The sequence below is a fragment of the Otariodibacter oris genome (assembly GCF_009684715.1).
Classification (GTDB): Bacteria; Pseudomonadota; Gammaproteobacteria; order Enterobacterales; family Pasteurellaceae; genus Otariodibacter; species Otariodibacter oris.
Genome location: NZ_CP016604.1, coordinates 1,957,751 through 1,981,755, shown reverse-complemented (window position 1 = coordinate 1,981,755; position 24,005 = coordinate 1,957,751). Strand labels below are relative to the sequence as shown.

The window sequence follows — 24,005 nt, the reverse complement described above, 5'->3', positions numbered from 1 at the left end:
TAATTTTATGCAAAAACCACTCGCAATTTTTTTAATGGGTCCGACCGCTTCGGGTAAAACGGATTTAGCGATTAAGCTACGTCAAACTTTACCTGTCGAGGTAATTAGTGTTGATTCTGCCTTAATTTATCGAGGAATGGATATCGGTACCGCTAAGCCAAGTAAAGAAGAATTGGCTTTAGCCCCTCATCGTTTGATCGATATTATCGATCCCGCCGAAAGCTACTCTGTAGCAAATTTCCGTGAAGATGCGTTACGAGAAATGGCTGAGATTACCGCTCAAGGTAAAATCCCATTACTTGTGGGTGGCACAATGCTTTATTACAAAGGCTTGTTAGATGGGTTATCCCCTTTGCCTTCTGCTGATCCAGAAATTCGCTCAAAAATTGAAATACGAGCGGAGCAAGAAGGGTGGGCTACATTGCATCAAGAATTGTTACGTATTGATCCTGTAGCAGGTCAGCGGATTAATCCCAATGATAGCCAACGGATTAATCGTGCGCTTGAAGTATTTTATATTTCAGGCAAAACAATGACGGAACTCACCGCTCAGCAAGGCGAAGCATTACCTTATGATATTTTGCAGTTTGCGATTGCACCGCAAGAACGTGCTGTTTTGCATCAACGTATTGAGCAACGCTTTCACAAAATGATCGAGCTTGGCTTTGAACAAGAAGTTAAGCGGTTATTTGTACGGGGAGATTTGCATATTAACTTACCATCGATTCGCTGTGTAGGTTATCGTCAAATGTGGGAATATTTAGCGAGCGGAGTAAGTTTAGATGAAGCAATTTTCAAAGGGATTAGTGCAACCCGTCAATTAGCCAAACGACAAATTACATGGTTAAGAGGTTGGACAAGTGAGTTGGAATGGCTAGATAGCTTGGATCCTGAGTCATCTTATCAAAAAATGATCGAAAAATTAGCACAAAAACAAAACAATTTATGATAATATCGGTATGCCTTTGGCAGCTTGATAAATTTTAAAACTATAATTATTAGAAGGATAATAAAATGGCAAAAGGTCAATCTTTACAAGATCCGTATTTGAATGCACTACGTCGTGAGCGTATTCCTGTGTCAATCTATTTAGTCAATGGAATTAAACTGCAAGGACAAATTGAATCATTCGATCAATTTGTAATTTTACTTAAAAACACAGTGAGTCAAATGGTATATAAACATGCGATTTCTACTGTGGTTCCAGCACGTGCGATTACTCATAATAACAATAATGTAAACCAACAATCTCAGCCACAGACTCAGGTTACAGAAGTAAGTGAAACAGCGGAATAGTAGCTATTAACACATTAGAACATAATTTTAATCAGCCAAACGAGAATACTAGCTTGTTTGGCTCTTCTCATTCTTCCTCTCAAGATAAAGCCATACTTGTTCATCTCTATCTTTCACAAGTTAAAGATATTGATAATTTAATTGAATTTCAAACCTTAGCAGAATCAGCGGGTGTAGAAGTCGTTTCGGTATTAACCACATCACGTTCTGCTCCCCACATTAAATATTATGTCGGGCAAGGAAAGGCGCAAGAAATTGCGGATGCGGTCGAGGAATTAGGTGCAACGGTGGTCTTAGTCAATCATCAGTTAAGCCCTGCACAAGCACGTAATTTACAATCCATTTGTAATTGTCGAGTGGTGGATAGAACAGGCTTAATTTTGGATATCTTCGCTCAACGAGCGAGATCCCACGAAGGTAAATTACAAGTTGAGCTCGCTCAACTTCGCCATTTATCGACTCGTCTTGTGAGACGTTTAGGTAACCAAGATCAACAAAAAGGTGGTGCGGTTGGCTTACGAGGTCCCGGAGAAACGCAATTAGAAACGGATAGACGTTTGATTAAAGTGCGTATTCAACAATTGCAGAATCGCTTAGAGAAAGTGAATAAACAACGCAATCAGAATCGTAAAACACGCCAAAAAGCCGATATCCCAACGGTATCCTTAGTGGGATATACAAATGCGGGTAAATCTACCTTATTCAATGCAATTACAAATGCGGGTGTATATGCCGCAGATCAGCTCTTTGCTACCTTAGACCCGACTTTACGTCGCATTGAGGTACAAGACGTGGGTACGACGATTTTAGCCGATACAGTGGGCTTTATTCGTTTTCTGCCCCATGACTTAGTGTCAGCCTTCAAATCGACGTTACAGGAAACGACAGATGCGACGTTATTACTCCATATCATTGATGCCGCAGATGAACGTAAAAACGAAAATATTGATGCGGTAAATCAGGTTTTATCAGAAATTGGGGCATTAGAAATCCCAACATTATTGGTTTTTAATAAAGTGGATCAATTAGAGGATATTTCACCTCATATTGAATATTCGGATGAAAATAAACCTGTTGCGGTTTATGTTTCTGCTCAAGCAAATCAGGGCATTGATTTACTCTTTGAAGCCATGCGATTACTGCTTAAAAATGAGCTTATTACAGAAACGCTCTTATTACCGCCTACCGCAGGGCATATTTATACTCAATTCCGTTTGCACAACTGTATTCAACAAGAAAGCTTTAATGAATTTGGCGATCGAGTTGTTACCGTCAAAGTCGATAAAATCCAATGGCAGAAGTGGCTAAAGCAATTTAATGAATTAAATGATTATATTGAATTCGCCCGATGGGGATAGTTTCTCAAAGAAAAAAACGACATTACCAATGGAGAGTAATGTCGTGTAAAAATGACGATTTTGAGAGATTATTTATAAATCTGTCTTATGCAGTGATAATATCTTTTTTTGTTCTAAAAACGAAGTATTACACCAAAAAAATCTTAGAAATTCGATAAAGATCACAAAATGAAAATTTTCTCGTTTATAGTCTTGACTTGTTTTCTTAGGTATTAAACTATCAGGAATAGTAGTTTAGAAAAGATAAAGCCCCGATAATAAATATCAGGGCTTCAGAATATGGCTCCTCCTGCGGGACTCGAACCTGCGACATATGGATTAACAGTCCACCGTTCTACCGACTGAACTAAGGAGGAATTGAGCTTTGCAAAATGGTGCCTCGAGGCGGAATCGAACCACCGACACGGGGATTTTCAATCCCCTGCTCTACCGACTGAGCTATCGAGGCGACTCGTCGTTTGCGGGGTGCATTATGCTAATTTTCCTTAACCTCGTCAAATACTTTTTTAGAAAAAATAAAAGAAATATGCTCAATAGCCCGATTTTTATTCAAGTTGTATTAAAAACAGCTATTCATCGTACATGTAAGTATTTTTGTTGAGCTGCATTTACTTTGACTAAGTAATTTCTAGCTTGGGCAGAAGGGTGTGCTGTAGTTAAAATACGATACACCGCATCTGGGCTTAAATTACTAATTCTATTCATTGCTGCCCATTTATCACTATCGAAAACACGTAACACTGCACCTGCACCACTGTTATACGCAGAAATCATTGCATAGCGTTTAGAAGTAGGATTAGTGATATCACTTAAGTATTCATCTCTTAAAATCGCTAAGTAATGCGTACCAGCATCGACATTTTGTGATGGATTATATAGATAAGCTTTATCAGGCTGTCCACTGAATCCTTTACGCACAAAAATATCTCGCCCTGCGCTTCTTGGCACAATTTGCATTAATCCGATTGCATTGGCATAACTCACCGCATAAGGGTTAAATGCTGACTCCACTTCCATAATGCCAAGGATCAAGCTCATATCAATGCCATAGGTCTTAGAAGCTCGTCTAGCAATCGGTAAATAACGTCTTGCACGAACAGCAACATGATTTTCTGTCATTGTAATATTAACATAAGTCACAGTATAACCATTTTGCAAACGTCTAGTTTTCATTTTGTTCTGGATAAGGTAGGTTGCAAAGTCATTGGCTACAGAAATGTTCGTTACTGTTCTTCCAAACTGATCGACAACTTGTCCTTCTAAAAATGGTTGGCTACTGATCGGCGTATCGCCAGAGGCGAAAAGGTCAATACCAGAGGGGTCAGATCCCATTAATAATGTATGTATAATAGAATTTCTTAGGTGATTTTGATCGCCGAGTGTTTCAATTAATATTTGACCATCTTCAAAGCTAATATGGCTACGTGTGTAGTATTTATCAGTATATTTTACGTAATCTTTACGTGTTGCAACTAATAATTCATTTACACCCCATATTTGGTCTATATTATGGGAAAATTGTCCAGTCAGAATATCTAGTCCATTTGTATCTTTACCGTATTCTGGGTAAGCTCTTCCCCCACTGCTTTTTTTAGTGGGTTTCGGTGGCGTGCTGCTACATGCGGCAAGGAATGAGATAAGTACGGCAAGAGGAAGAAATTTAGTTACCTTTTTCATGTTAAAACCTTCATTTTGTTTTGGATACAGGTACATAACCTTCTATATGAACATCCTTACCTTCAAATAAGAAGTTAATCATTTCTTGTTCTAGAATTTGGCGATGTTCTGGATTCATCATATTTAATTTTTTTTCATTCACTAACATTGTTTGCTTTTTGATCCATTCAGACCAAGCTTGTTTACTTATAGTGTCAAAAATACGTTTGCCCAACTCGCCAGGGTAGAGTTGAAAATCTAAACCATCTAACTCTTTTTTAAAATATTCGCAAAAAACTGTACGAGGCATTTTGTTTCCTTTTTTATTGTTGGTTATACACTAATTCGTCTAAAATTCGTTTAACTGGTGTTGCTAAGCCAATTTCACTAGGTTGCTGCAAATCATACCAATATTCTCCATTAGATGATACAGAAGCCATGTAATTACCCTTATTTTCTTGGCACTCGTTCACTTCTGTTTGGAACAAGATGGGATAAATATCTAAGTGAAAATGACTAAATGTATGCCTAAATGCAATGAGATGTTGAGAAATTTTCATATTTTTGACTAAATCTGACCGCTTGAGTTCCTCAAGGGATGTAAATTGAGGAAAAGCAAATAAACCTCCCCAAATTCCTTTATCTTCACGCTTTTCTAATAGAATTTTTGTACCCGATTGTAAAATCAAAAAGTAACTTTGGCGGATGGGTAACGCTTTTTTCGGCTTTTTGGTTGGGTATTTTTGCCAAGCATTTTCTGCATTCGCTTGGCACCCTTTTTCTAAGGGACATAATGTACATTTTGGCTTAGATCTCACGCAAATCATTGCGCCTAAATCCATCATGGCTTGGTTAAAATCAGCAACTTGTGTGGTAGGAGTGATACAAGCGGTCAGTTCCCATAATTTATTTTCAATTTTTTTCTCACCTGGCCATCCTTCAATAGCAAAATAGCGAGAGAGTACACGCTTAACATTTCCATCAAGAATAGGATGGGGAGCATTCAAAACAGAGGATAAAATTGCTCCCGCTGTACTTCTGCCTATACCGGATAAGGTTAAAACATCTTCAAATAGTGTGGGAAATTCACCGTTATGTTTATCACGCACAATTTGTGCAGCTTTATGCAAATTTCTTGCTCGAGCGTAGTAACCAAGTCCAGTCCATAAATGTAAAACTTCATCAATAGATGCATTGGCGAGATCAGTAATAGTAGGAAAACGTGTGATAAAACGCTCAAAATAAGGAATCACCGTTGCTACTTGAGTTTGTTGTAGCATGACTTCAGAAAGCCAAACACCATAAAGCGTTTTATTTTGCTGCCAAGGAAGGTGTTTTCGTCCGTATTGTTGATACCAATTTAACACGGATGAAGCAAAAGTATCCGATACTTTTGCTTGTGCTAATGGATAAATAGGCTGTTTTTTCATAACTTCTATTAGCCTTGGCCTTATGGTGATTTGTGTATTCGATATGATTGTAATACATCTTGGCGATCTGTCATAATTTGATTTTATTTTATCTTTTGACAAAAATGTGGAAAAATAGTAAAAATTTAGTGCTGTTTTGTACAGCTAATGATTTTAATTAGTTAGAAAGGAGTATTATGCGTTTATTAATCGCTTTTTTATTACCATGGTTAACCTTTTTTACCATTGGGCGTCCAATCTCAGGAATTATCTGTTTGATTTTACAAATTACCTTATTAGGTTGGATTCCTGCAACCATTTGGGCTGTTTACGCTTTGTCTCAATATAATACCGATCAAAAAATCAAAAATAGTTTTGGTAAATAATTATTTTTGAATTCACTTTGTGCCACATTAATGCATCCATTAGTGTGGCTTTTTATTATTTCAATAAAGATTATGAATCATGCAACTTCCAACCTTATCACAGGGAACATTACTTCGTCGTTATAAACGTTTTTTAGCAGACATACTTTTACCCACAGGTGAAACAGTTACGATTCATTGCCCCAATACAGGTGCGATGACAGGTTGTGCCAATGAAGGAGATACGGTGTGGTTTTCGACTTCTGATAACCCGAAGAGAAAATACCCGAATACTTGGGAATTAACTCAAACAATCCACGGAGATTTTATTTGTGTTAATACTCAAAGAGCGAATCAATTGGTAGCAGAGGCATTAGAAAATAGATGGATCAGTGAGTTAGCAGAATATACGCAGATTTTACCTGAACAGAAGTATGGGGAAGAGAACAGCCGTATTGATTTTTTATTGAAACAATCGGGGATGAATGATTGTTTTGTGGAGGTAAAATCGACCACATTATTGACGGATAATGGGGAGGGGCTGTTTCCTGATGCCAAAACAGAGAGAGGTCAAAAGCATTTAAGAGAACTTGCATTATTACCAAGCCAAAACAAACAAGCCGTCATTTTCTTCGCGGTTCTACATTCAGGTATTACAAGTTTTAAAGTAGCTGAACATATAGATAAAAAGTATGCGGAATTATTAGAACAGGCAATTCAGCAAGGAGTTAGGGTACTAATTTATAAAGCAGAATTTGAATTTAGCGGCAATATACCTACAGGGCTGCAATTGAGACACTCATTGTAAAAAAGTATAGTGTATATTTGTGTAATTATAGGATTTTTTATTGATATTTAGTGAGGGGATTTTATCTATAAATTAGATAAAATCCCCTCACTGTAGTTAGATTTGGTAATTAATTTTATTTTAGACTACCAACCATATCTTCTGGTCTGACCCATTCATCAAACTGTTCTTCCGTCAATAAGCCTAAATTAATAGCTTCTTCTTTTAATGTTGTACCATTTTTATGTGCAGTTTTTGCTATCTTAGCCGCATTCTCATAACCAATATGGGTATTTAACGCGGTAACTAACATTAAAGATTGTTCCAATTGTTGTTTGATTCTTGGATGGTTTGGTTCAATACCTGATGCACAGTGTTCTTCAAATGAAATACAAGCATCGCCTAACAATTGGGCTGATTGTAGGAAATTAAATGCCATAACAGGTTTATATACATTTAATTGGAAATGTCCTTGTGTACCCGCAAATGAGATAGTTGTATCATTACCTAATACTTGTGCACATACCATTGTCATTGCTTCACATTGTGTTGGGTTTACTTTACCTGGCATGATAGATGAACCTGGTTCATTTTCAGGAATTAAGATTTCACCGATTCCAGAGCGAGGACCAGAGGCTAATAAACGAACGTCATTCGCAATTTTATACAGTGAAACAGCTAATTGTTTTAATGCTCCGTGAGTTTCTACGATTGCATCATGAGTAGCTAAAGCTTCAAATTTATTTTGTGCAGTTACAAATGGTAAACCTGTAAATTTAGCAATATATTCTGCAACTTTTACATCATAACCTTGTGGTGTATTTAATCCTGTACCAACAGCAGTACCGCCTAGCGCTAATTCAGATAAATGAGGTAGGGTATGTTCTAGGGCTTTAATGCCGAAAGAAAGCTGAGCTGCATAAGCTGAAAATTCTTGTCCTAGAGTTAATGGAGTGGCATCCATTAAGTGAGTACGTCCGATTTTTACAACATCTTTAAATGCTTCTGATTTATCAGCTAATGTTTTTTGTAAACGTTTTACTGCTGGAAGTGTATGTTCCACTACTTTTTTGTATGCAGCAATATGCATTGCGGTTGGATAAGTATCATTAGATGATTGAGATTTATTTACATCATCATTAGGGTGAATAATTGATTTTTCACCTAATTTTCCGCCATTTAAAACGTGAGCACGATTAGCAACGACTTCATTTACATTCATGTTAGATTGTGTACCTGAACCAGTTTGCCAAATAACGAGTGGAAATTCTCCCTCTAACTTATTTGCGAGGATTTCATCACAAGCGGTTGCAATCAGATCGCGTTTGTCTACAGGAAGCACGCCTAAATCATGGTTTGCATAAGCCGCCGCTTTTTTCAGATAACCAAATGCCTCAATAATTTCTTTAGGCATCGAACCTTCAGGTCCAATTTTAAAATTATTACGAGAGCGTTCAGTTTGGGCTGCCCAATAGCGATTGGCTGGTACTTTAACTTCGCCCATCGTGTCTTTTTCGATACGAAATTCCATGATTTTCTCCTAAGATTTAATAAATAATAATCAAGGGAATGTTAGCACTCACAAAATAATAAAGAAATGATATACAAAAGATTCCCTTCTGTTTTTTATAAATTTTGTGATGTGGATCATAAATTTATGTTAAACCTTTTTCTCAGTCCCGCATGATTTAGGGCTTGATTTGCATCTTTCAGTAGATGCAGCTTTATATTAGTGGACATGGTATAAATAAATTGGTTGTTTATTGCTCCATATAGTTTGAACAAGATAATATGATCTACGTCTATACCAAGTTTGATCAGATCGACAAAGATACAAACTTCCCCTTTGTCAATTAAATCCTCTTTCGTTATTACGTTCACTTTTTTGAGTGTTCTTGCTAAATTTAAATTCATATTAGGCAATGAACTGATTCTATTCCTTTTTTGTAAATAAGATGTATCTTTCGCTTGTTTTATATCAGCAAAACTATCAGTGAACCAATCACTATGTTTTTCTATATTATTTAGAATAATGTTAGGCATAAAATAATATTTACTTGATTGTTTAATATTAGGATCTGATAAACTGGTAATCTCCTGGTATTGATTTAAATCTGAAAAGAATTTTTCCGAAATTTTTAGATAGAATAATCCTTCTTTATAGAGTCCTATCATGATGCAATCTTTGAATATTCCATAATAGGAAAAATAAGTTTTTGCGGTAGTTTGACCAAGTATGGGTAGAAGTAAGTTACGAATTTCTTGTGTTTGCATTTCTATGTAAGTCATTAGAATCCTCATAGGTTATGGATAAATAAGTTAATTAGGTGAGAAAATATCCTCGATAATGATAATTACTTTATGAAATTACATTTGCAATCAATAATGATTAGTTTTTTTGTGAGATATATCGAAAAATTGTAAAAAAAATCCCTTTTGGGTTAAATTTTAACCAGAAATTTGGCGGGTGATGACGTAGCTGAGAATTTTTATGTTTACATATAGTGATTAAATATAGCTTGATTCACTTATCGAATTCTTGTAGAATCCAAACACTATTAAATTAATAGTCTCCTAATGTAATCATTTATTAGGTGGTATTACAGATTTTGTAATACATAAAATGTTCTCAATTAGAGGACTATAACAAGGTATGACTGTGCCCCCTTAGGTATTTTTAAGTGGTGGTTCGGTTTTTTTATTAGCTAAATATTAATGGAGCTCTGGTCTAATGCAGAACCAAAGAATCCGTATCCGCTTGAAAGCTTTTGATCATCGTTTAATTGATCAATCTACAGCGGAGATCGTAGAAACAGCTAAACGTACAGGGGCGCAAGTTCGTGGTCCGATTCCTTTACCAACACGTAAAGAACGTTTCACTGTATTGATTTCACCACACGTTAACAAAGACGCACGTGATCAATATGAGATTCGTACCCACAAACGTTTAGTGGATATTGTTGAGCCAACAGAAAAAACTGTTGATGCGTTAATGCGTTTAGATTTGGCTGCCGGCGTTGACGTGCAGATCAGCCTAGGTTAATTAAGAGGTTATTACAATGATTGGTTTAGTCGGTCGTAAAGTTGGAATGACTCGCATCTTTAATGAAGATGGCGTTTCAGTTCCAGTTACTGTAATCGAAATCGAAGCCAACCGTGTGACTCAGGTTAAAACTCTTGAAAACGATGGCTATACTGCAGTTCAAGTTACAACAGGTTCGAAAAAAGCGAATCGTGTAACTAAGCCTGAAGCAGGTCATTTCGTTAAAGCAGGTGTTGAAGCTGGTCGCGGTTTATGGGAATTTCGTACTGAAGGTGAAGAATTCACTTTAGGTCAAGAAATCAACGTAGACATCTTCACAGATGTTAAAAAAGTAGATGTTACTGGTACATCAAAAGGTAAAGGTTTTGCTGGTGGTGTTAAACGCTGGAATTTCCGTACTCAAGATGCAACTCACGGTAACTCTTTATCACATCGTGTACTTGGTTCTATTGGTCAAAACCAAACTCCAGGTCGTGTGTTTAAAGGTAAAAAAATGGCAGGACATTTAGGTGCTGAGCGTGTAACTGTTCAATCACTTGAAGTTGTTCGTGTAGATGCTGAGCGTAAATTATTATTAGTTAAAGGTTCTGTACCTGGCGCAACTAATAGTGATGTTATTGTTAAACCAGCAGTTAAAGCATAAGTCTAGGAGTTAGAGATGGAATTAGTCGTAAGAGATGCACAAAGTGCATTAGCGGTTTCTGAAACTACCTTCGGACGTGAGTTTAATGAAGCTCTTATCCATCAAGTAGTTGTTGCTTATGCAGCAGGTGCTCGTCAAGGATCTCGTGCTCAAAAAACTCGTGCTGAAGTGTCTGGTTCAGGTAAAAAACCTTGGCGTCAAAAAGGTACGGGTCGTGCTCGTGCTGGTGATGTTAAATCACCAATCTGGCGTTCTGGTGGTATTACATTTGCTGCAAAACCACAAGATCATAGCCAAAAAGTAAATAAAAAAATGTACCGCGGTGCAATCAAGAGCATTCTATCTGAACTTGTTCGTCAAGATCGTTTAGTTGTTGTTGAGAAGTTTGAAATTGAAGCACCTAAAACTAAAGTTTTGGTACAGAAATTGAAAGATATGGCATTAACAGATGCGCTTATCATTACTGCGAGTTTAGATGAAAATCTATTCTTGGCTGCACGTAACTTATACAAAGTAGATGTTCGTGATGTTCAAGCTATCGATCCAGTAAGTTTAATTGCTTTTGATAAAGTAGTTATGACTGTTGATGCAGTAAAACAAATTGAGGAGATGTTAGCATGATTCAACAAGAACGTTTGCTAAAAGTGCTTAAAGCACCTCATATCTCTGAGAAAGCAACAAATAATGCTGAAAAAGCGAATACGATTGTTTTTAAAGTAGCTTTAGATTCTAATAAAGCGGAAGTTGCTAAAGCAGTTGAACAGCTTTTTGAAGTAAAGGTTGATTCTGTACGTACTGTGGTTGTTAAAGGTAAAACTAAACGTCGTGGTACAAAAACAGGTCGTCGTAGTGACTGGAAAAAAGCATATGTTACTCTTCAAGAAGGTCAATCACTTGACTTTGTTGAAGGTGCAACAGAGTAATTCGGAGGAATAGAAAACTATGGCTATCGTTAAATGTAAGCCGACCTCCGCTGGTCGTCGTCATGTAGTAAAAATTGTTAACGCAGAATTACATAAGGGTAAACCTTATGCTCCATTATTAGACTCTAAGTCTAAAAGTGGTGGTCGTAATAATTTAGGTCGTATTACCACTCGTCATATCGGTGGTGGTCATAAACAGCATTACCGTTTAATTGATTTTAAACGTAATAAATTAAATATTCCTGCTGTTGTTGAACGTTTAGAATATGATCCAAATCGTTCTGCTAATATTGCATTAGTACTTTATAAAGATGGTGAACGCCGTTATATTTTGGCTCCTAAAGGTTTATCTGTAGGTGATCAAATTCAAGCGGGTGTTTCAGCGCCAATTAAAGTAGGTAACTCATTACCAATGCGTAATATCCCTGTAGGTTCAACAATTCACAATGTAGAATTAAAACCAGGAAAAGGCGGTCAAATCGCTCGTTCTGCAGGTGCATACGTACAAATTATTGCTCGTGAAGGTAATTATGTAACTTTACGTCTTCGCTCAGGTGAAATGCGTAAAGTTTTAGCTGAATGTTCTGCTACTATTGGTGAAGTAGGCAATTCAGAGCATATGCTTCGCGTTCTTGGTAAAGCAGGTGCAAACCGTTGGAGAGGTATTCGTCCAACAGTTCGTGGTACTGCAATGAACCCAGTCGATCACCCTCACGGTGGTGGTGAAGGTCGTAACTTCGGTAAACACCCTGTTACTCCTTGGGGCGTTCAAACCAAAGGTAAGAAAACTCGCCATAACAAACGTACAGATAAATTTATCGTACGTCGTCGTGGTAAATAAATTTTTAATTAATTAAGAGGTAAGCCATGCCACGTTCTCTCAAGAAGGGTCCATTCCTTGACCTACACTTGTTGAAGAAGGTAGAGAAGGCGGTGGAAAGCGGGGATAAAAAACCAATTAAAACTTGGTCCCGTCGTTCAATGATCATTCCATCAATGATCGGATTGACCATCGCAGTCCATAATGGTCGTCAGCATGTTCCAGTTTATGTTTCTGATGAAATGATCGGTCATAAATTAGGTGAATTTGCACCGACTCGTACATACCGCGGTCATGCCGCAGATAAGAAAGCTAAGAGATAGAGGTAAAAGATGGAAACTATTGCAAAACATCGTTACGCTCGTACTTCTGCCCAAAAAGCTCGCTTAGTTGCTGATTTAATTCGCGGTAAAAAAGTTGCACAAGCACTAGAAATTTTAACTTTCACAAATAAAAAAGCAGCGTCTTTAGTTAAGAAAGTATTAGAATCAGCTATTGCAAATGCAGAGCACAATGATGGTGCAGATGTCGATGACCTTAAAGTTGCAAAGATCTTCGTTGATGAAGGTCCAAGCATGAAACGTGTAATGCCACGTGCTAAAGGTCGTGCCGATCGTATTTTAAAACGTACAAGCCACATTACTGTGGTTGTGTCAGATCGTTAATCAGTAGGAGAATAACAAATGGGTCAAAAAGTACATCCACATGGTATTCGCCTTGGTATTGTTAAGCCTTGGAGCTCTACTTGGTTCGCGAATACACAAGATTTCGCATCTAACTTAGATGGCGATTTCAAAGTACGTAAATTTTTAAATAAAGAGTTAGCGAATGCTTCTGTGTCACGCATCACTATTGAGCGTCCAGCAAAAAGCATCCGTGTAACAATTCATACTGCTCGTCCAGGTATCGTTATCGGTAAAAAAGGCGAAGATGTTGAAAAATTAAGAAATGCAGTTTCTAAAATTGCAGGTGTTCCAGCACAAATCAACATCGCAGAAGTGAAAAAACCAGAGCTAGATGCAAAATTAGTTGCAGATAGCATTGCTTCTCAACTTGAAAGACGTGTTATGTTCCGTCGTGCAATGAAACGTGCGGTACAAAATGCAATGCGTTTAGGTGCTAAAGGTATCAAAGTTGAAGTTAGCGGTCGTTTAGGTGGTGCAGAAATCGCACGTTCAGAATGGTATCGTGAAGGTCGTGTACCTTTGCATACACTTCGTGCTGACATCGATTATAATACTGCTGAAGCTAATACTACATACGGAGTAATCGGTATTAAAGTATGGATCTTCAAAGGTGAAATTCTTGGTGGGATGGCTGCAGTGATTGAATCTGAGAAAGAACCAGCGACACAGCCTAAAAAGCCTGCTCGCAAAGGTCGTAAATAAGGAGATCACTGAATGTTACAACCAAAACGTACAAAATTCCGTAAAGTTCACAAAGGACGCAACCGTGGTCTCGCGGGTGGTACAGAAGTGAGCTTCGGTTCATTCGGTTTAAAAGCAATTGGTCGTGGTCGTTTAACTGCTCGTCAAATTGAAGCAGCTCGTCGTGCGATGAGCCGTGCAGTAAAACGTCAAGGTAAAATCTGGATTCGTGTATTCCCAGATAAACCAATTACTGAAAAACCATTGGAAGTCCGTATGGGTAAAGGTAAAGGTAATGTAGAATACTGGGTAGCCTTAATCCAGCCGGGTAAAGTTCTCTATGAAATGGATGGTGTTTCTGAAGAAGTTGCGCGTAATGCTTTTGCATTAGCTGCAGCTAAACTTCCGTTTAAAACCACATTTGTAACTAAGACGGTGATGTAATGAAAGCTCAAGAACTACGTACAAAAAGTGTTGAAGAGCTGAATGCTGAATTGGTTAACTTGTTAGGTGAGCAATTCAAGTTGCGTATGCAAGCAGCCACCGGTCAGCTTCAACAAACCCATCAGTTAAAACAAGTGCGTCGCAGTATTGCACAAATCAAAACTGTGTTAACAGAAAAAGCGGGTGAGTAATGACTGATAAAATTCGTAAAGTACAAGGTAAAGTAATTAGCGATAAAATGGATAAATCATTCGTTATTGCTATTGAACGTACAGTTAAACATCCAATTTATGGTAAGTTTATCCGTCGTACAACGAAATTACATGTACATGATGAAAATAACGATGCTAAATTAGGTGATGTAGTTGAGATTAAAGAGTGTCGCCCACTCTCTAAAACTAAATCATGGACTTTAGTTCGTGTCGTTGAGAAAGCAGTAGTTGCTTAATTAATGATTGGTATGAAAAGTAAACGGTTTTATACCGTTTACTTTTTTTGTGTTGTCCTTTAGTTGAACGGCGTGTATAATGCTACGCCTGTCCAACTTAGGATGGATTCGTCCCGAAAGGGTGTTTTTTTATTTAACGGAGCACTAATATGATCCAAGAACAGACTATGCTGGATGTTGCTGATAATTCAGGGGCTCGTAGCGTAATGTGTATCAAGGTTCTAGGTGGATCGCACCGTCGTTACGCTGCAATTGGCGATATCATTAAAGTTACTGTGAAAGAAGCAATTCCTCGTGGTAAAGTTAAAAAAGGTGATGTGTTAAAAGCAGTTGTTGTGCGCACCAAGAAGGGTGTTCGTCGCCCAGATGGCGCGGTTATTCGTTTCGATGGTAACGCTTGTGTTATTTTAAATAATAATACAGAGCAACCAATCGGTACTCGTATTTTTGGACCTGTGACTCGTGAGCTTCGTTCTGAGAAGTTTATGAAGATCATTTCTTTAGCTCCAGAAGTACTGTAAGGAGAATGTAATGGCTGCGAAGATCCGTCAAAACGATGAAGTTATTGTTCTTACCGGTAAAGATAAAGGTAAGCGTGGTAAGGTAACTAAGGTGTTACCAAATGGTAAAGTGTTTGTTGAAGGTATTAATGTTGTAACTAAGCATGAAAAACCTGTTCCTGCATTAGGAAAACCAGGTGGTTTAGTTAAACAAGAAGCTGCAATTGAAGTATCAAATGTTGCTATCTTTAACCCTGAAACAAATAAAGCTGACCGTGTAGGTTTTAGATTTGAAGATGGAAAAAAAGTTCGTTTCTTTAAGTCTAACGATAAAACAATTTAATTAACTGGAGTAATGCGATGGCGAAACTGCATGATTACTACAGAGAGCAAGTAGTTAATGAATTGAAAACTAAATTCAACTACTCGTCTGTCATGCAAGTCCCACGAATCGAAAAGATAACCCTTAATATGGGTGTGGGTGAAGCATTGACCGATAAAAAACTACTAGATAATGCAGTAGCAGATCTAGCAGCAATTAGCGGTCAAAAACCTTTAATTACAAAAGCTCGCAAATCTGTTGCTGGCTTTAAAATCCGTCAAGGGTATCCTATCGGATGTAAAGTAACTCTACGTGGTGAACGTATGTGGGAGTTCTTTGAAAGATTGATTACTATCGCTGTTCCTCGTACTCGAGATTTTCGTGGTTTAAACACAAAATCTTTTGATGGTCGAGGCAATTACAGTATGGGTGTTCGTGAACAAATCATTTTCCCTGAGATCGATTACGATAAAGTAGATCGCGTACGTGGTTTAGATATTACTATTACCACAACAGCGAAAAATGATGAAGAAGGCCTAGCTTTACTAGCTGCTTTCAATTTCCCATTCCGTAAATAAGGTAGGTTATCATGGCAAAACAATCAATGATTGCACGCGATGTAAAGCGTGCGAAGTTAGCTGATAAGTTTTACGAGAAGCGTGAAGAGTTAAAGAAGATTATTTCTGGTGTTAATTCTTCAGATGAAGAGCGTTGGGATGCTGTATTAAAATTACAATCATTGCCACGTGATTCAAGCCCTAGTCGTCAGCGTAACCGTTGCGCCCAAACAGGTCGCCCACATGGTGTACTTCGTAAGTTTGGTCTAAGCCGTATTAAAGTTCGTGAAGCAGCAATGCGTGGAGAAATCCCTGGGCTTAAAAAGGCAAGTTGGTAATACCTCTTTTAATTTGGAATCATGGGAGTAAATACATGAGCATGCAAGATCCAATCGCAGATATGCTGACCCGTATTCGTAACGGTCAAGCAGCGAATAAAGTTGCAATCAGTATGCCTTCTTCTAAGTTAAAAGTTGCTATTGCAAACGTTTTAGCTGAAGAAGGTTATGTTGAGAGCTTCAAAATTGTTGAAGGTTCAAAACCTGAGTTGGAAATTACGTTAAAGTATTTCCAAAATAAACCTGTTGTAGAAAGTATTCAGAGAGTAAGCCGTCCTGGTCTTCGTATTTACAAACGTAAAGATGAATTACCAAAAGTTATGGGTGGTTTAGGTATTGCTGTTGTTTCTACATCAAAAGGTGTAATGACTGATCGAGCAGCTCGTCAAGCTGGTCTCGGCGGTGAAATTATATGTTATGTAGCGTAATGAAGGGGTAGGAAAAATGTCTCGTGTTGCAAAAGCACCTGTTAATGTTCCTGCCGGTGTTGAGGTTAAACTCAACGGTCAGCTATTAACAGTTAAAGGAAAAAATGGTGAATTATCACGTGAGATTCATCATGCAGTTGAAGTGAAATATGAAGATAATGCATTAACTTTTTCACCAAGAATTGGTGTTGCTAATTCAGATGCACAAGCAGGAACTGCGCGCGCACTTGTAAATGCAATGGTTATCGGTGTTACTGAAGGTTTTACTAAGAAATTGCAATTGGTTGGGGTTGGTTATAGAGCACAAATTAAGGGTAATGTTGTTGCCTTAAATTTAGGTTTCTCTCACCCTGTAGAACATACGTTGCCAGCTGGTGTAACTGCTGAATGTCCATCTCAGACAGAAGTTGTTCTTAAGAGTGCAGACAAGCAGTTAATTGGTCAGGTTGCAGCAGATATTCGTGCATATCGCCGTCCAGAGCCTTATAAAGGTAAGGGTGTACGTTATTCAGATGAAGTTGTACGTACAAAAGAAGCGAAGAAAAAGTAAAGTAAGGTAACACTATGGATAAGAAAGTAGCTCGTATCCGTCGTGCAAGCCGTGCACGTCATTTAATGAGAGAGCAAGGTGCAACCCGTTTGGTTGTGCATCGCACACCTCGTCATATTTATGCGCAGGTTATTGCACCTAATGGCTCAGAAGTACTAGTAGCAGCTTCAACTGTTGAAAAAGTAATTAAAGAGCAAGTTAAATATACTGGTAATAAAGATGCAGCAGCAGTAGTTGGTAAATTAGTTGCTGAGCGTGCTTTAGCTAAAGGTATTGAAGCGGTTGCATTTGATCGTTCTGGTTTTAAATACCATGGTCGAGTTCAATCATTGGCAGATGCTGCTCGTGAAGCTGGTCTTCAGTTCTAATAGAGGAATTTGAGATGTCAAACATCGAAAAACAAGCTGGTGAACTGCAGGAAAAGCTAATCGCGGTTAACCGTGTTTCTAAAACCGTAAAAGGTGGTCGTATTATGAGCTTTACCGCTTTAACAGTGGTAGGCGATGGTAATGGTCGTGTTGGTTTTGGATATGGTAAAGCTCGTGAGGTTCCAGCAGCAATCCAGAAAGCGATGGAGAAAGCTCGTCGCAATATGATTAATGTAGCCTTAAATGAAGGTACATTACAACACCCAGTTAAAGGTTCTCATACTGGTTCTAGAGTATTTATGCAACCAGCAAGTGAAGGTACAGGTATCATCGCTGGCGGTGCAATGCGTTCAGTATTGGAAGTTGCAGGTGTTCGTAACGTTTTATCAAAAGCGTATGGTTCAACTAACCCAATCAATGTTGTTCGTGCAACAATAGATGCTCTTGCAAATATGAAATCACCAGAGATGGTTGCTGCTAAACGTGGTAAAACCGTTGATGATATTTTGGGGTAATTGAATATGGCAAAAACAATTAAAGTAACACAAGTTCGTAGTTCTATCGCTCGTTTACCGAAGCATAAAGCTACATTAAAGGGACTAGGTCTGCGCCATATTCGCCATACTGTAGAATTGATCGATACTCCAGCAGTACGTGGTATGATCAATCAGGTTTCATATATGGTTAAGGTTGAGGAGTAATAGAATGCGTTTAAATTCTCTATCCCCAGCTGATGGCGCTAAGCATCATGAAAAGCGTCTTGGCCGTGGTATTGGTTCTGGTTTAGGTAAAACAGGTGGACGTGGTCATAAAGGTCAAAAATCTCGTACTGGTGGCGGAGTTCGTCGCGGTTTCGAAGGTGGTCAAATGCCTTTATATCGTCGTTTACCAAAATTTGGCTTTACTTCTCTTAAATCATTACATTCAGCGGAAATTCGTCTGAATGAATTAGAGAAAGTAGAGGGTAATGTTGTAACTTTAGAAACACTTAAGGCAGCTAACATTATTACTAAGGATGTTTTATCAGCAAAAGTAATTTTATCTGGTAAAGTTGAAAAAGCTTTAGTAATTAAAGGGTTACGTGTAACCAAAGGTGCAAAGGCAGCAATTGAAGCTGCTGGTGGTTCTATCGAGGAATAATAAATGGCTAAACAACCAGGATTTCAAGGTAATACTCAAAAAGGAACTGGCGAATTAAAGTCTAGATTGTTATTTGTTTTAGGTGCTTTAGTTGTATTTCGTATCGGTTCTTTTATTCCTGTTCCTGGTATTGATGCTTCTGTATTATCCGAGTTAGTCAATCAACAACAAGGTACCATCATTGATATGTTTAATATGTTCTCTGGTGGTGCTTTGAGTAGGGCTTCTATATTTGCATTAGGTATAATGCCTTATATTTCTGCTTCCATTATTTTACAATTATTGACAGCAATTCATCCTGCATTGGCTGAGTTGAAGAAAGAAGGTGAAGCTGGAAGACGTAAAATTAGCAAATATACACGATATGCCACTTTACTATTGGCTTTTATTCAGTCAATAGGTATTTCTTTGGCCTTACCAAATATGATTCAAGGGCTAGTGCCTAATCCTACTATCCTATTTTATGTAACTTCTGTGATTAGTCTTGTTACAGGAACAATGTTCTTAATGTGGCTTGGTGAGCAGATCACTGAAAGAGGAATTGGCAATGGTATATCTCTCATAATTTTTGCAGGGATAGTTGCAGGTTTGCCATCTGTTATTGGGCAAACAATCGAGCAGGCTCGTCAAGGAGAGATTTCTTTACTTGTTCTGTTGTTGATTGCACTCATAGCTTTTGCAGTAACATATTTTGTTGTTTTTGTTGAACGTGGACAGAGAAGAATAGTTGTAAATTATGCTAGCCGTCAGCAAGGAAGAATGATGGCGCCTGCAAGATCTTCACATTTACCTTTGAAAGTGAATATGGCTGGGGTTATTCCAGCAATTTTTGCATCAAGTGTGATATTATTTCCTGCGAGTATTACTCAATGGTTTGGTCAGAGTGAAGGTTTTGAATGGTTGTTTGATTTGTCACAATTATTGCAACCAGGTCAGCCGTTATATATTGTATTGTTTGCTATGGCTGTTATCTTCTTTGCATTTTTCTATACAGGGATGCAATATAATCCACGTGATACAGCGGATAATTTAAAGAAATCAGGTGCGTTTGTACCAGGTTATAGACCAGGTGAACAAACATCTCGTTATATTGATAAAGTAATGACTCGCTTAACCTTAATTGGATCGTTGTATATTACTTTTGTTTGTTTGGTTCCGTATATCATTACATCATTATGGAAAGTTCCTTTCCAATTAGGCGGTACTTCATTATTGATTGTAGTGGTTGTTATTATGGATTTCATCGCACAAGTTCAGAGTCATTTAATGTCTTTACAGTATGATTCTGTGTTGAAGAAAGCCAATCTGAAAGGCTTAGGGCAATAATAGCCCTTTCATAAAAGGATAAGCAATGAAAGTTCGTGCTTCAGTTAAGAAATTATGTCGTAACTGTAAAGTTGTTAAACGTCAAGGTGTTGTTCGTGTGATTTGCAACGATGCGAAACATAAACAACGTCAAGGTTAATTGATATTCTTTCTTGCAAAGAACCAGCTGAGTAGTTATACTGCTCAGCTAATTTCGTCCTGATATACTGTTTGAGTATCCTGAAACGGGCTTTTCAAGATCAGTATATCAATAACATTAAATAAAAATAGGAGTGCATAGTGGCCCGTATTGCAGGCATTAACATTCCTGATCAAAAACACACTGTAATCGCATTAACTGCTATTTATGGTATCGGTAAGACTCGTGCTCAAGCAATTTGTGCTTCTGCGGGTATTGCTGAAGATGTAAAGATCAGAGAATTGTCTGAAGAGCAGATTGAAAAACTGCGTGAAGAAGTTGGTAAATTTACTGTCGAAGGTGATTTACGTCGTGAAGTGACTTTGAGTATCAAGCGTCTATTAGACCTAGGTTGTTACCGTGGTTTGCGTCATCGTCGTAGTTTACCAGTACGTGGTCAACGTACTAAGACTAATGCGCGTACTCGCAAGGGTCCACGCAAACCGATCAAGAAATAATCGGAGTAGATAAAAAATGGCTAAAACACCAGTTCGTGCGCGTAAGCGTGTAAAAAAACAGATCGCAGATGGCATTGCGCATATCCATGCATCTTTCAATAATACAATCGTAACCATTACTGACCGTCAAGGAAATGCTTTAGCTTGGGCTACTGCTGGTGGTTCAGGTTTCCGTGGTTCTCGTAAATCAACTCCATTTGCAGCTCAAGTTGCAGCAGAGCGTTGTGCTGAAGTTGTTAAAGAGTTTGGTTTAAAGAATTTAGAGGTTATGGTTAAGGGACCGGGTCCAGGTCGTGAATCAACAATCCGTGCATTAAGTGCAGCGGGTTTCCGTATCACGAACATTACTGATGTGACTCCGATTCCTCATAACGGTTGTCGTCCACCGAAAAAACGTCGTGTATAATTGACGTTAGAATAATTGGAGAAAGAAAATGGCAAGATATTTGGGTCCAAAGCTCAAGCTAAGCCGTCGTGAGGGTACTGATTTATTCCTTAAATCAGGCGTTCGAGCGATCGAGTCAAAATGTAAAATTGATACAGCGCCAGGTCAACATGGTGCTCGTAAACCTCGTTTATCTGACTATGGTAGTCAGCTTCGTGAGAAACAAAAAGTTCGCCGTATGTATGGTATTTTGGAACGTCAGTTCCGTAATTACTATAAAGAAGCTAACCGTTTAAAAGGTAATACCGGTGAGAACTTATTAGTCTTGTTAGAAGGACGTTTAGATAATGTTGTTTACCGTATGGGATTTGCTGCAACTAGAGCAGAAGCTCGTCAGTTAGTTAGTCACAAATCTATTGTGGTAAATGGTCGAGTAGTAAATATTCCTTCTTATCAAGTTTCTGTTGATGATGTGGTTGCTGTTCGTGAGAAATCAAAAAAACAAGCACGTATCAAAGCATCATTAGAATTAGCGACTCAACGTGAAAAACCAACTTGGTTAGAAGTTGATGCTACAAAGATGGAAGGTGTGTTTAAACGTACACCTGAACGTTCTGATCTATCAGCAGATATTAATGAACATCTGATCGTTGAGCTCTATTCTAAATAATAAGTAGTGCTTAAAAGCAAAGAGAGGATAAAATGCAGGGTTCTGTGACAGAATTTTTAAAGCCACACTTAGTGAATATTGAACAAATTAGTTCTACTCACGCAAAAGTGACCTTAGAACCGTTAGAGCGTGGTTTTGGCCACACATTAGGTAACGCACTTCGTCGCATTTTACTTTCGTCTATGCCTGGTTATGCAGTTACAGAAGTAGAAATTGATGGTGTATTACATGAATACAGCAGTAAAGAAGGCGTACAAGAAGATATTCTTGAAGTATTGTTAAACCTTAAAGGTCTAGCGGTAAAGGTGCAAAATAAAGATGATATTATTTTGACACTAACTAAATCTGGAATTGGCCCTGTGACTGCAGCAGACATTACGCACGATGGTGATGTTGAAATTGTGAATCCTGACCATGTTATCTGTCATTTGACAGATAAAAATGCGTCGATTAGCATGAGAATTCGAGTGCAACGTGGTCGTGGATATGTACCAGCTTCTGCTCGTGTACATTTACAAGATGATGATCGTCCAATTGGTCGCTTATTAGTTGATGCACGTTTTAGTCCAGTAGATCGCATTGCTTACAATGTAGAAGCTGCTCGTGTCGAACAACGTACAGACTTAGATAAGCTTATTATTGAGATGGAAACTAATGGAACATTAGATCCTGAAGATGCCATCCGTCGTGCTGCAACGATTTTAGCGGAGCAACTAGCCGCATTCGTTGATTTGCGTGATGTTCGTCAGCCTGAAGTAAAAGAAGAAAAACCGGAGTTTGATCCTATTCTTCTTCGTCCAGTCGATGATTTAGAGCTGACAGTTCGTTCTGCTAACTGTTTGAAAGCAGAGACAATTCACTATATCGGTGATTTAGTACAACGTACAGAAGTTGAGTTATTAAAAACTCCTAATTTAGGTAAGAAATCACTTACTGAGATCAAGGATGTGTTAGCTTCTCGTGGCTTATCACTGGGTATGCGCCTTGAAAATTGGCCTCCAGCAAGTATAGCTGAAGAATAATTTTAGGTATTAGATTTTCTAAGAAGGAATAAGGTTATGCGCCATCGTAAGAGTGGACGTCAATTAAACCGTAACAGCAGTCATCGCCAAGCGATGTTTCGTAATATGGCAAGTTCTTTGATTAATCATGAGATTATCAAAACAACTTTACCTAAAGCGAAAGAGTTACGTCGTGTAGTTGAGCCGTTAATTACTTTAGCAAAAGTTGATAGCGTAGCTAATCGTCGTTTAGCTTTTGCTCGTACACGCAACGTAGATACAGTTGCTAAGTTATTTAATGAATTAGGTCCACGTTTTTCTCAACGTGCTGGGGGTTATACTCGCATTTTGAAATGTGGTTTCCGTTCAGGAGATAATGCTCCAATGGCTTATATTGAGCTAGTTGAGCGTTCAGCGAATGCTGAAGCAGCTGAAGAGTAGTAGTGTAAATAAAATGATAAAGCCCGGAAGTTGTTTCGGGCTTTATTATTTATTAATAGTAAAAACTATTTTTACAATATTTCTATTTATTTCTTTTTTGATAAATAATACACTGCGATTGTAATTTTATTGTTAATTAATAAGAGGTTTCACATGAAAAAAGTATTAGTTTTAAAATCAAGTATTCTTTCGGGTTATTCACAATCTAACCAATTAAGTGATTATTTTGTGTCTAAAGTAAATGGAGATGTAACAACTCGTGATTTAGTTGCTCAACCATTACCATACTTTACTGGTGATGCAGCTGCTGCAACTCGTGGTGAAGCACAATCAGAAGAGCAAAAATCATTATTAGCATTATCAGATAGCTTAGTTGAAGAATTAAAAGGTACTGATGTTGTTGTTATCAATGCTCCTATGTATAACTTCAGTGTTCCTGCACAATTAAAAAGCTATTTTGATTTCGTTGCTCGTGCTGGTGTTACTTTCCAATATACAGCTGAAGGCCCAGAAGGTTTAGTAAAAGGTAAAAAAGCAGTTGTTATTTTAACAAGTGGTGGTATGCATAAAGATGGCCCAACAGATTTAGTTAAACCATTTGTACAAACTTTCCTAGGTTTCATCGGTATTACTGATGTTCAATTCGTTTATGCTCCAGGTTTAGCAATGGCAGACCATGCACCAAAAGCAATTGAAGCTGCAAAACAAGAATTAGATAGCATCGCTGCTGCTCTTTAATTTTAGTTAAAAGAGTATTTTTATATATTGACAAGGGACTTATGTC

The 24,005-nt window shown here is 37.9% G+C and carries 39 protein-coding genes and 2 tRNA genes; 34 read left to right on the top strand and 7 right to left on the bottom strand.

All coding sequences use genetic code 11. The features are described from left to right. Positions 1-7: 7 nt before the first annotated feature. From miaA to hflX, 3 genes are all read left to right on the top strand, one after another. Positions 8-949 (top strand): tRNA (adenosine(37)-N6)-dimethylallyltransferase MiaA, encoded by a 942-nt coding sequence (gene miaA, locus A6A10_RS09380; RefSeq protein WP_195759400.1) that lies wholly within the window; start codon positions 8-10, stop codon positions 947-949. A gap of 65 nt (positions 950-1,014) precedes the next feature. Beyond that, entirely contained in the window at positions 1,015-1,296 is a 282-nt protein-coding gene (hfq, locus tag A6A10_RS09375) for an RNA chaperone Hfq (protein ID WP_121123675.1), read from the top strand. Between the two features lie 53 nt (positions 1,297-1,349). Continuing rightward, positions 1,350-2,654 carry a ribosome rescue GTPase HflX gene (gene hflX / locus A6A10_RS09370; RefSeq protein WP_229583603.1) on the top strand — a complete coding sequence of 435 codons (1,305 nt, stop codon included), beginning with the start codon at positions 1,350-1,352 and terminating at the stop codon, positions 2,652-2,654. Positions 2,655-2,934: 280 nt separating this feature from the next. On the opposite strand, the gene A6A10_RS09365 is transcribed toward hflX, so the two are convergent. From A6A10_RS09365 to mutY, 5 genes are all read right to left on the bottom strand, one after another. After that, positions 2,935-3,010: transfer RNA gene (locus A6A10_RS09365), tRNA-Asn, on the bottom strand. A 16-nt stretch (positions 3,011-3,026) separates the two neighbouring features. Further along, a tRNA-Phe gene (locus A6A10_RS09360) sits at positions 3,027-3,102 on the bottom strand. Positions 3,103-3,227: 125 nt separating this feature from the next. Then, the gene (mltC, locus tag A6A10_RS09355) at positions 3,228-4,331 is read right to left on the bottom strand and encodes a membrane-bound lytic murein transglycosylase MltC (RefSeq protein WP_121123820.1); all 1,104 of its coding nucleotides are present in this window, start codon (positions 4,329-4,331) and stop codon (positions 3,228-3,230) included. A gap of 10 nt (positions 4,332-4,341) precedes the next feature. Next, entirely contained in the window at positions 4,342-4,620 is a 279-nt protein-coding gene (locus tag A6A10_RS09350; protein WP_121123671.1) for an oxidative damage protection protein, read from the bottom strand. 13 nt (positions 4,621-4,633) lie between these two features. After that, entirely contained in the window at positions 4,634-5,740 is a 1,107-nt protein-coding gene (gene mutY / locus A6A10_RS09345) for an A/G-specific adenine glycosylase (RefSeq protein ID WP_121123669.1), read from the bottom strand. A 176-nt stretch (positions 5,741-5,916) separates the two neighbouring features. Here mutY and A6A10_RS09340 point away from each other — a divergent pair, with 176 nt between their 5' ends. Together A6A10_RS09340 and sfsA are read left to right on the top strand one after the other, a co-directional pair. Continuing rightward, a complete protein-coding gene (locus tag A6A10_RS09340; protein WP_121123667.1) occupies positions 5,917-6,105 on the top strand; it encodes a YqaE/Pmp3 family membrane protein in 189 nt (62 codons plus the stop codon). Between the two features lie 79 nt (positions 6,106-6,184). Beyond that, positions 6,185-6,892, top strand: coding sequence for a DNA/RNA nuclease SfsA (gene sfsA, locus A6A10_RS09335; protein WP_121123665.1), 708 nt, complete (start codon positions 6,185-6,187; stop codon positions 6,890-6,892). Positions 6,893-7,007: 115 nt separating this feature from the next. Here the strand turns inward: sfsA and fumC are convergent, their stop codons facing one another. Together fumC and A6A10_RS09325 are read right to left on the bottom strand one after the other, a co-directional pair. Continuing rightward, the gene (fumC, locus tag A6A10_RS09330; RefSeq protein ID WP_121123663.1) at positions 7,008-8,402 is read right to left on the bottom strand and encodes a class II fumarate hydratase; all 1,395 of its coding nucleotides are present in this window, start codon (positions 8,400-8,402) and stop codon (positions 7,008-7,010) included. 116 nt (positions 8,403-8,518) lie between these two features. Beyond that, positions 8,519-9,160: a TfoX/Sxy family DNA transformation protein gene (locus tag A6A10_RS09325; RefSeq protein WP_170143765.1), complete on the bottom strand. Its 642-nt coding sequence runs from the start codon at positions 9,158-9,160 to the stop codon at positions 8,519-8,521. 442 nt (positions 9,161-9,602) lie between these two features. On the opposite strand from A6A10_RS09325, the gene rpsJ reads away from it, so the two are divergent. From rpsJ to A6A10_RS09180, 29 genes are all read left to right on the top strand, one after another. Next, positions 9,603-9,914 carry a 30S ribosomal protein S10 gene (rpsJ, locus tag A6A10_RS09320; RefSeq protein WP_001181005.1) on the top strand — a complete coding sequence of 104 codons (312 nt, stop codon included), beginning with the start codon at positions 9,603-9,605 and terminating at the stop codon, positions 9,912-9,914. Between the two features lie 16 nt (positions 9,915-9,930). Further along, a complete protein-coding gene (gene rplC, locus A6A10_RS09315) occupies positions 9,931-10,557 on the top strand; it encodes a 50S ribosomal protein L3 (protein WP_121123660.1) in 627 nt (208 codons plus the stop codon). Positions 10,558-10,572: 15 nt separating this feature from the next. Then, the gene (rplD, locus tag A6A10_RS09310; protein WP_121123658.1) at positions 10,573-11,178 is read left to right on the top strand and encodes a 50S ribosomal protein L4; all 606 of its coding nucleotides are present in this window, start codon (positions 10,573-10,575) and stop codon (positions 11,176-11,178) included. Continuing rightward, positions 11,175-11,480 carry a 50S ribosomal protein L23 gene (rplW, locus tag A6A10_RS09305; RefSeq protein ID WP_121123656.1) on the top strand — a complete coding sequence of 102 codons (306 nt, stop codon included), beginning with the start codon at positions 11,175-11,177 and terminating at the stop codon, positions 11,478-11,480. Before rplD ends, rplW begins: the two co-directional genes overlap by 4 nt. 19 nt (positions 11,481-11,499) lie before the next feature. Next, a complete protein-coding gene (gene rplB, locus A6A10_RS09300) occupies positions 11,500-12,321 on the top strand; it encodes a 50S ribosomal protein L2 (protein ID WP_121123654.1) in 822 nt (273 codons plus the stop codon). Between the two features lie 26 nt (positions 12,322-12,347). After that, the gene (gene rpsS, locus A6A10_RS09295; RefSeq protein WP_077559287.1) at positions 12,348-12,623 is read left to right on the top strand and encodes a 30S ribosomal protein S19; all 276 of its coding nucleotides are present in this window, start codon (positions 12,348-12,350) and stop codon (positions 12,621-12,623) included. Positions 12,624-12,632: 9 nt separating this feature from the next. Further along, the gene (gene rplV / locus A6A10_RS09290) at positions 12,633-12,965 is read left to right on the top strand and encodes a 50S ribosomal protein L22 (RefSeq protein WP_121123652.1); all 333 of its coding nucleotides are present in this window, start codon (positions 12,633-12,635) and stop codon (positions 12,963-12,965) included. Between the two features lie 18 nt (positions 12,966-12,983). Further along, positions 12,984-13,688 (top strand): 30S ribosomal protein S3, encoded by a 705-nt coding sequence (rpsC, locus tag A6A10_RS09285; protein WP_121123650.1) that lies wholly within the window; start codon positions 12,984-12,986, stop codon positions 13,686-13,688. A gap of 12 nt (positions 13,689-13,700) precedes the next feature. After that, the gene (gene rplP / locus A6A10_RS09280) at positions 13,701-14,111 is read left to right on the top strand and encodes a 50S ribosomal protein L16 (RefSeq protein ID WP_121123648.1); all 411 of its coding nucleotides are present in this window, start codon (positions 13,701-13,703) and stop codon (positions 14,109-14,111) included. Beyond that, positions 14,111-14,302: a 50S ribosomal protein L29 gene (gene rpmC, locus A6A10_RS09275; protein ID WP_005539356.1), complete on the top strand. Its 192-nt coding sequence runs from the start codon at positions 14,111-14,113 to the stop codon at positions 14,300-14,302. Before rplP ends, rpmC begins: the two co-directional genes overlap by 1 nt. Further along, on the top strand, positions 14,302-14,559 hold the full coding sequence (gene rpsQ / locus A6A10_RS09270; protein WP_121123647.1) for a 30S ribosomal protein S17: 258 nt from the start codon (positions 14,302-14,304) through the stop codon (positions 14,557-14,559). The genes rpmC and rpsQ overlap by 1 nt, the downstream gene beginning before the upstream one ends. Positions 14,560-14,708: 149 nt before the next feature. Continuing rightward, entirely contained in the window at positions 14,709-15,080 is a 372-nt protein-coding gene (rplN, locus tag A6A10_RS09265) for a 50S ribosomal protein L14 (protein WP_005711998.1), read from the top strand. A 10-nt stretch (positions 15,081-15,090) separates the two neighbouring features. Then, positions 15,091-15,402, top strand: coding sequence for a 50S ribosomal protein L24 (gene rplX / locus A6A10_RS09260; protein WP_121123645.1), 312 nt, complete (start codon positions 15,091-15,093; stop codon positions 15,400-15,402). A gap of 17 nt (positions 15,403-15,419) precedes the next feature. Continuing rightward, positions 15,420-15,959, top strand: coding sequence for a 50S ribosomal protein L5 (gene rplE, locus A6A10_RS09255; protein WP_121123643.1), 540 nt, complete (start codon positions 15,420-15,422; stop codon positions 15,957-15,959). Between the two features lie 11 nt (positions 15,960-15,970). Continuing rightward, positions 15,971-16,276 carry a 30S ribosomal protein S14 gene (rpsN, locus tag A6A10_RS09250; protein WP_121123641.1) on the top strand — a complete coding sequence of 102 codons (306 nt, stop codon included), beginning with the start codon at positions 15,971-15,973 and terminating at the stop codon, positions 16,274-16,276. A 35-nt stretch (positions 16,277-16,311) separates the two neighbouring features. Next, positions 16,312-16,704 carry a 30S ribosomal protein S8 gene (gene rpsH / locus A6A10_RS09245; protein WP_121123639.1) on the top strand — a complete coding sequence of 131 codons (393 nt, stop codon included), beginning with the start codon at positions 16,312-16,314 and terminating at the stop codon, positions 16,702-16,704. Positions 16,705-16,720: 16 nt separating this feature from the next. Next, positions 16,721-17,254, top strand: a complete 534-nt coding sequence (rplF, locus tag A6A10_RS09240; RefSeq protein WP_121123637.1) for a 50S ribosomal protein L6 — start codon at positions 16,721-16,723, stop codon at positions 17,252-17,254. A 14-nt stretch (positions 17,255-17,268) separates the two neighbouring features. After that, positions 17,269-17,622 (top strand): 50S ribosomal protein L18, encoded by a 354-nt coding sequence (gene rplR / locus A6A10_RS09235; protein WP_121123635.1) that lies wholly within the window; start codon positions 17,269-17,271, stop codon positions 17,620-17,622. Between the two features lie 14 nt (positions 17,623-17,636). Further along, positions 17,637-18,137, top strand: a complete 501-nt coding sequence (gene rpsE, locus A6A10_RS09230) for a 30S ribosomal protein S5 (RefSeq protein ID WP_121123633.1) — start codon at positions 17,637-17,639, stop codon at positions 18,135-18,137. Positions 18,138-18,143: 6 nt separating this feature from the next. After that, positions 18,144-18,323, top strand: coding sequence for a 50S ribosomal protein L30 (gene rpmD, locus A6A10_RS09225; protein WP_121123631.1), 180 nt, complete (start codon positions 18,144-18,146; stop codon positions 18,321-18,323). 4 nt (positions 18,324-18,327) lie between these two features. Continuing rightward, positions 18,328-18,762 carry a 50S ribosomal protein L15 gene (rplO, locus tag A6A10_RS09220; RefSeq protein WP_121123629.1) on the top strand — a complete coding sequence of 145 codons (435 nt, stop codon included), beginning with the start codon at positions 18,328-18,330 and terminating at the stop codon, positions 18,760-18,762. 3 nt (positions 18,763-18,765) lie between these two features. Then, positions 18,766-20,088 carry a preprotein translocase subunit SecY gene (secY, locus tag A6A10_RS09215; protein ID WP_121123627.1) on the top strand — a complete coding sequence of 441 codons (1,323 nt, stop codon included), beginning with the start codon at positions 18,766-18,768 and terminating at the stop codon, positions 20,086-20,088. Between the two features lie 25 nt (positions 20,089-20,113). After that, entirely contained in the window at positions 20,114-20,227 is a 114-nt protein-coding gene (rpmJ, locus tag A6A10_RS09210) for a 50S ribosomal protein L36 (protein WP_121123625.1), read from the top strand. Between the two features lie 140 nt (positions 20,228-20,367). Beyond that, positions 20,368-20,724: a 30S ribosomal protein S13 gene (rpsM, locus tag A6A10_RS09205; protein ID WP_121123623.1), complete on the top strand. Its 357-nt coding sequence runs from the start codon at positions 20,368-20,370 to the stop codon at positions 20,722-20,724. Between the two features lie 16 nt (positions 20,725-20,740). Further along, a complete protein-coding gene (rpsK, locus tag A6A10_RS09200; RefSeq protein WP_121123621.1) occupies positions 20,741-21,130 on the top strand; it encodes a 30S ribosomal protein S11 in 390 nt (129 codons plus the stop codon). Between the two features lie 28 nt (positions 21,131-21,158). Beyond that, a complete protein-coding gene (rpsD, locus tag A6A10_RS09195) occupies positions 21,159-21,779 on the top strand; it encodes a 30S ribosomal protein S4 (RefSeq protein ID WP_121123619.1) in 621 nt (206 codons plus the stop codon). Between the two features lie 32 nt (positions 21,780-21,811). Then, complete coding sequence (locus A6A10_RS09190) at positions 21,812-22,801, top strand: DNA-directed RNA polymerase subunit alpha (protein WP_121123617.1); 990 nt, start codon at positions 21,812-21,814, stop codon at positions 22,799-22,801. A gap of 36 nt (positions 22,802-22,837) precedes the next feature. Continuing rightward, on the top strand, positions 22,838-23,221 hold the full coding sequence (rplQ, locus tag A6A10_RS09185; RefSeq protein ID WP_121123615.1) for a 50S ribosomal protein L17: 384 nt from the start codon (positions 22,838-22,840) through the stop codon (positions 23,219-23,221). 153 nt (positions 23,222-23,374) lie between these two features. Beyond that, the gene (locus tag A6A10_RS09180) at positions 23,375-23,959 is read left to right on the top strand and encodes an FMN-dependent NADH-azoreductase (protein WP_121123612.1); all 585 of its coding nucleotides are present in this window, start codon (positions 23,375-23,377) and stop codon (positions 23,957-23,959) included. The last annotated feature ends 46 nt before the right edge of the window (positions 23,960-24,005 follow it).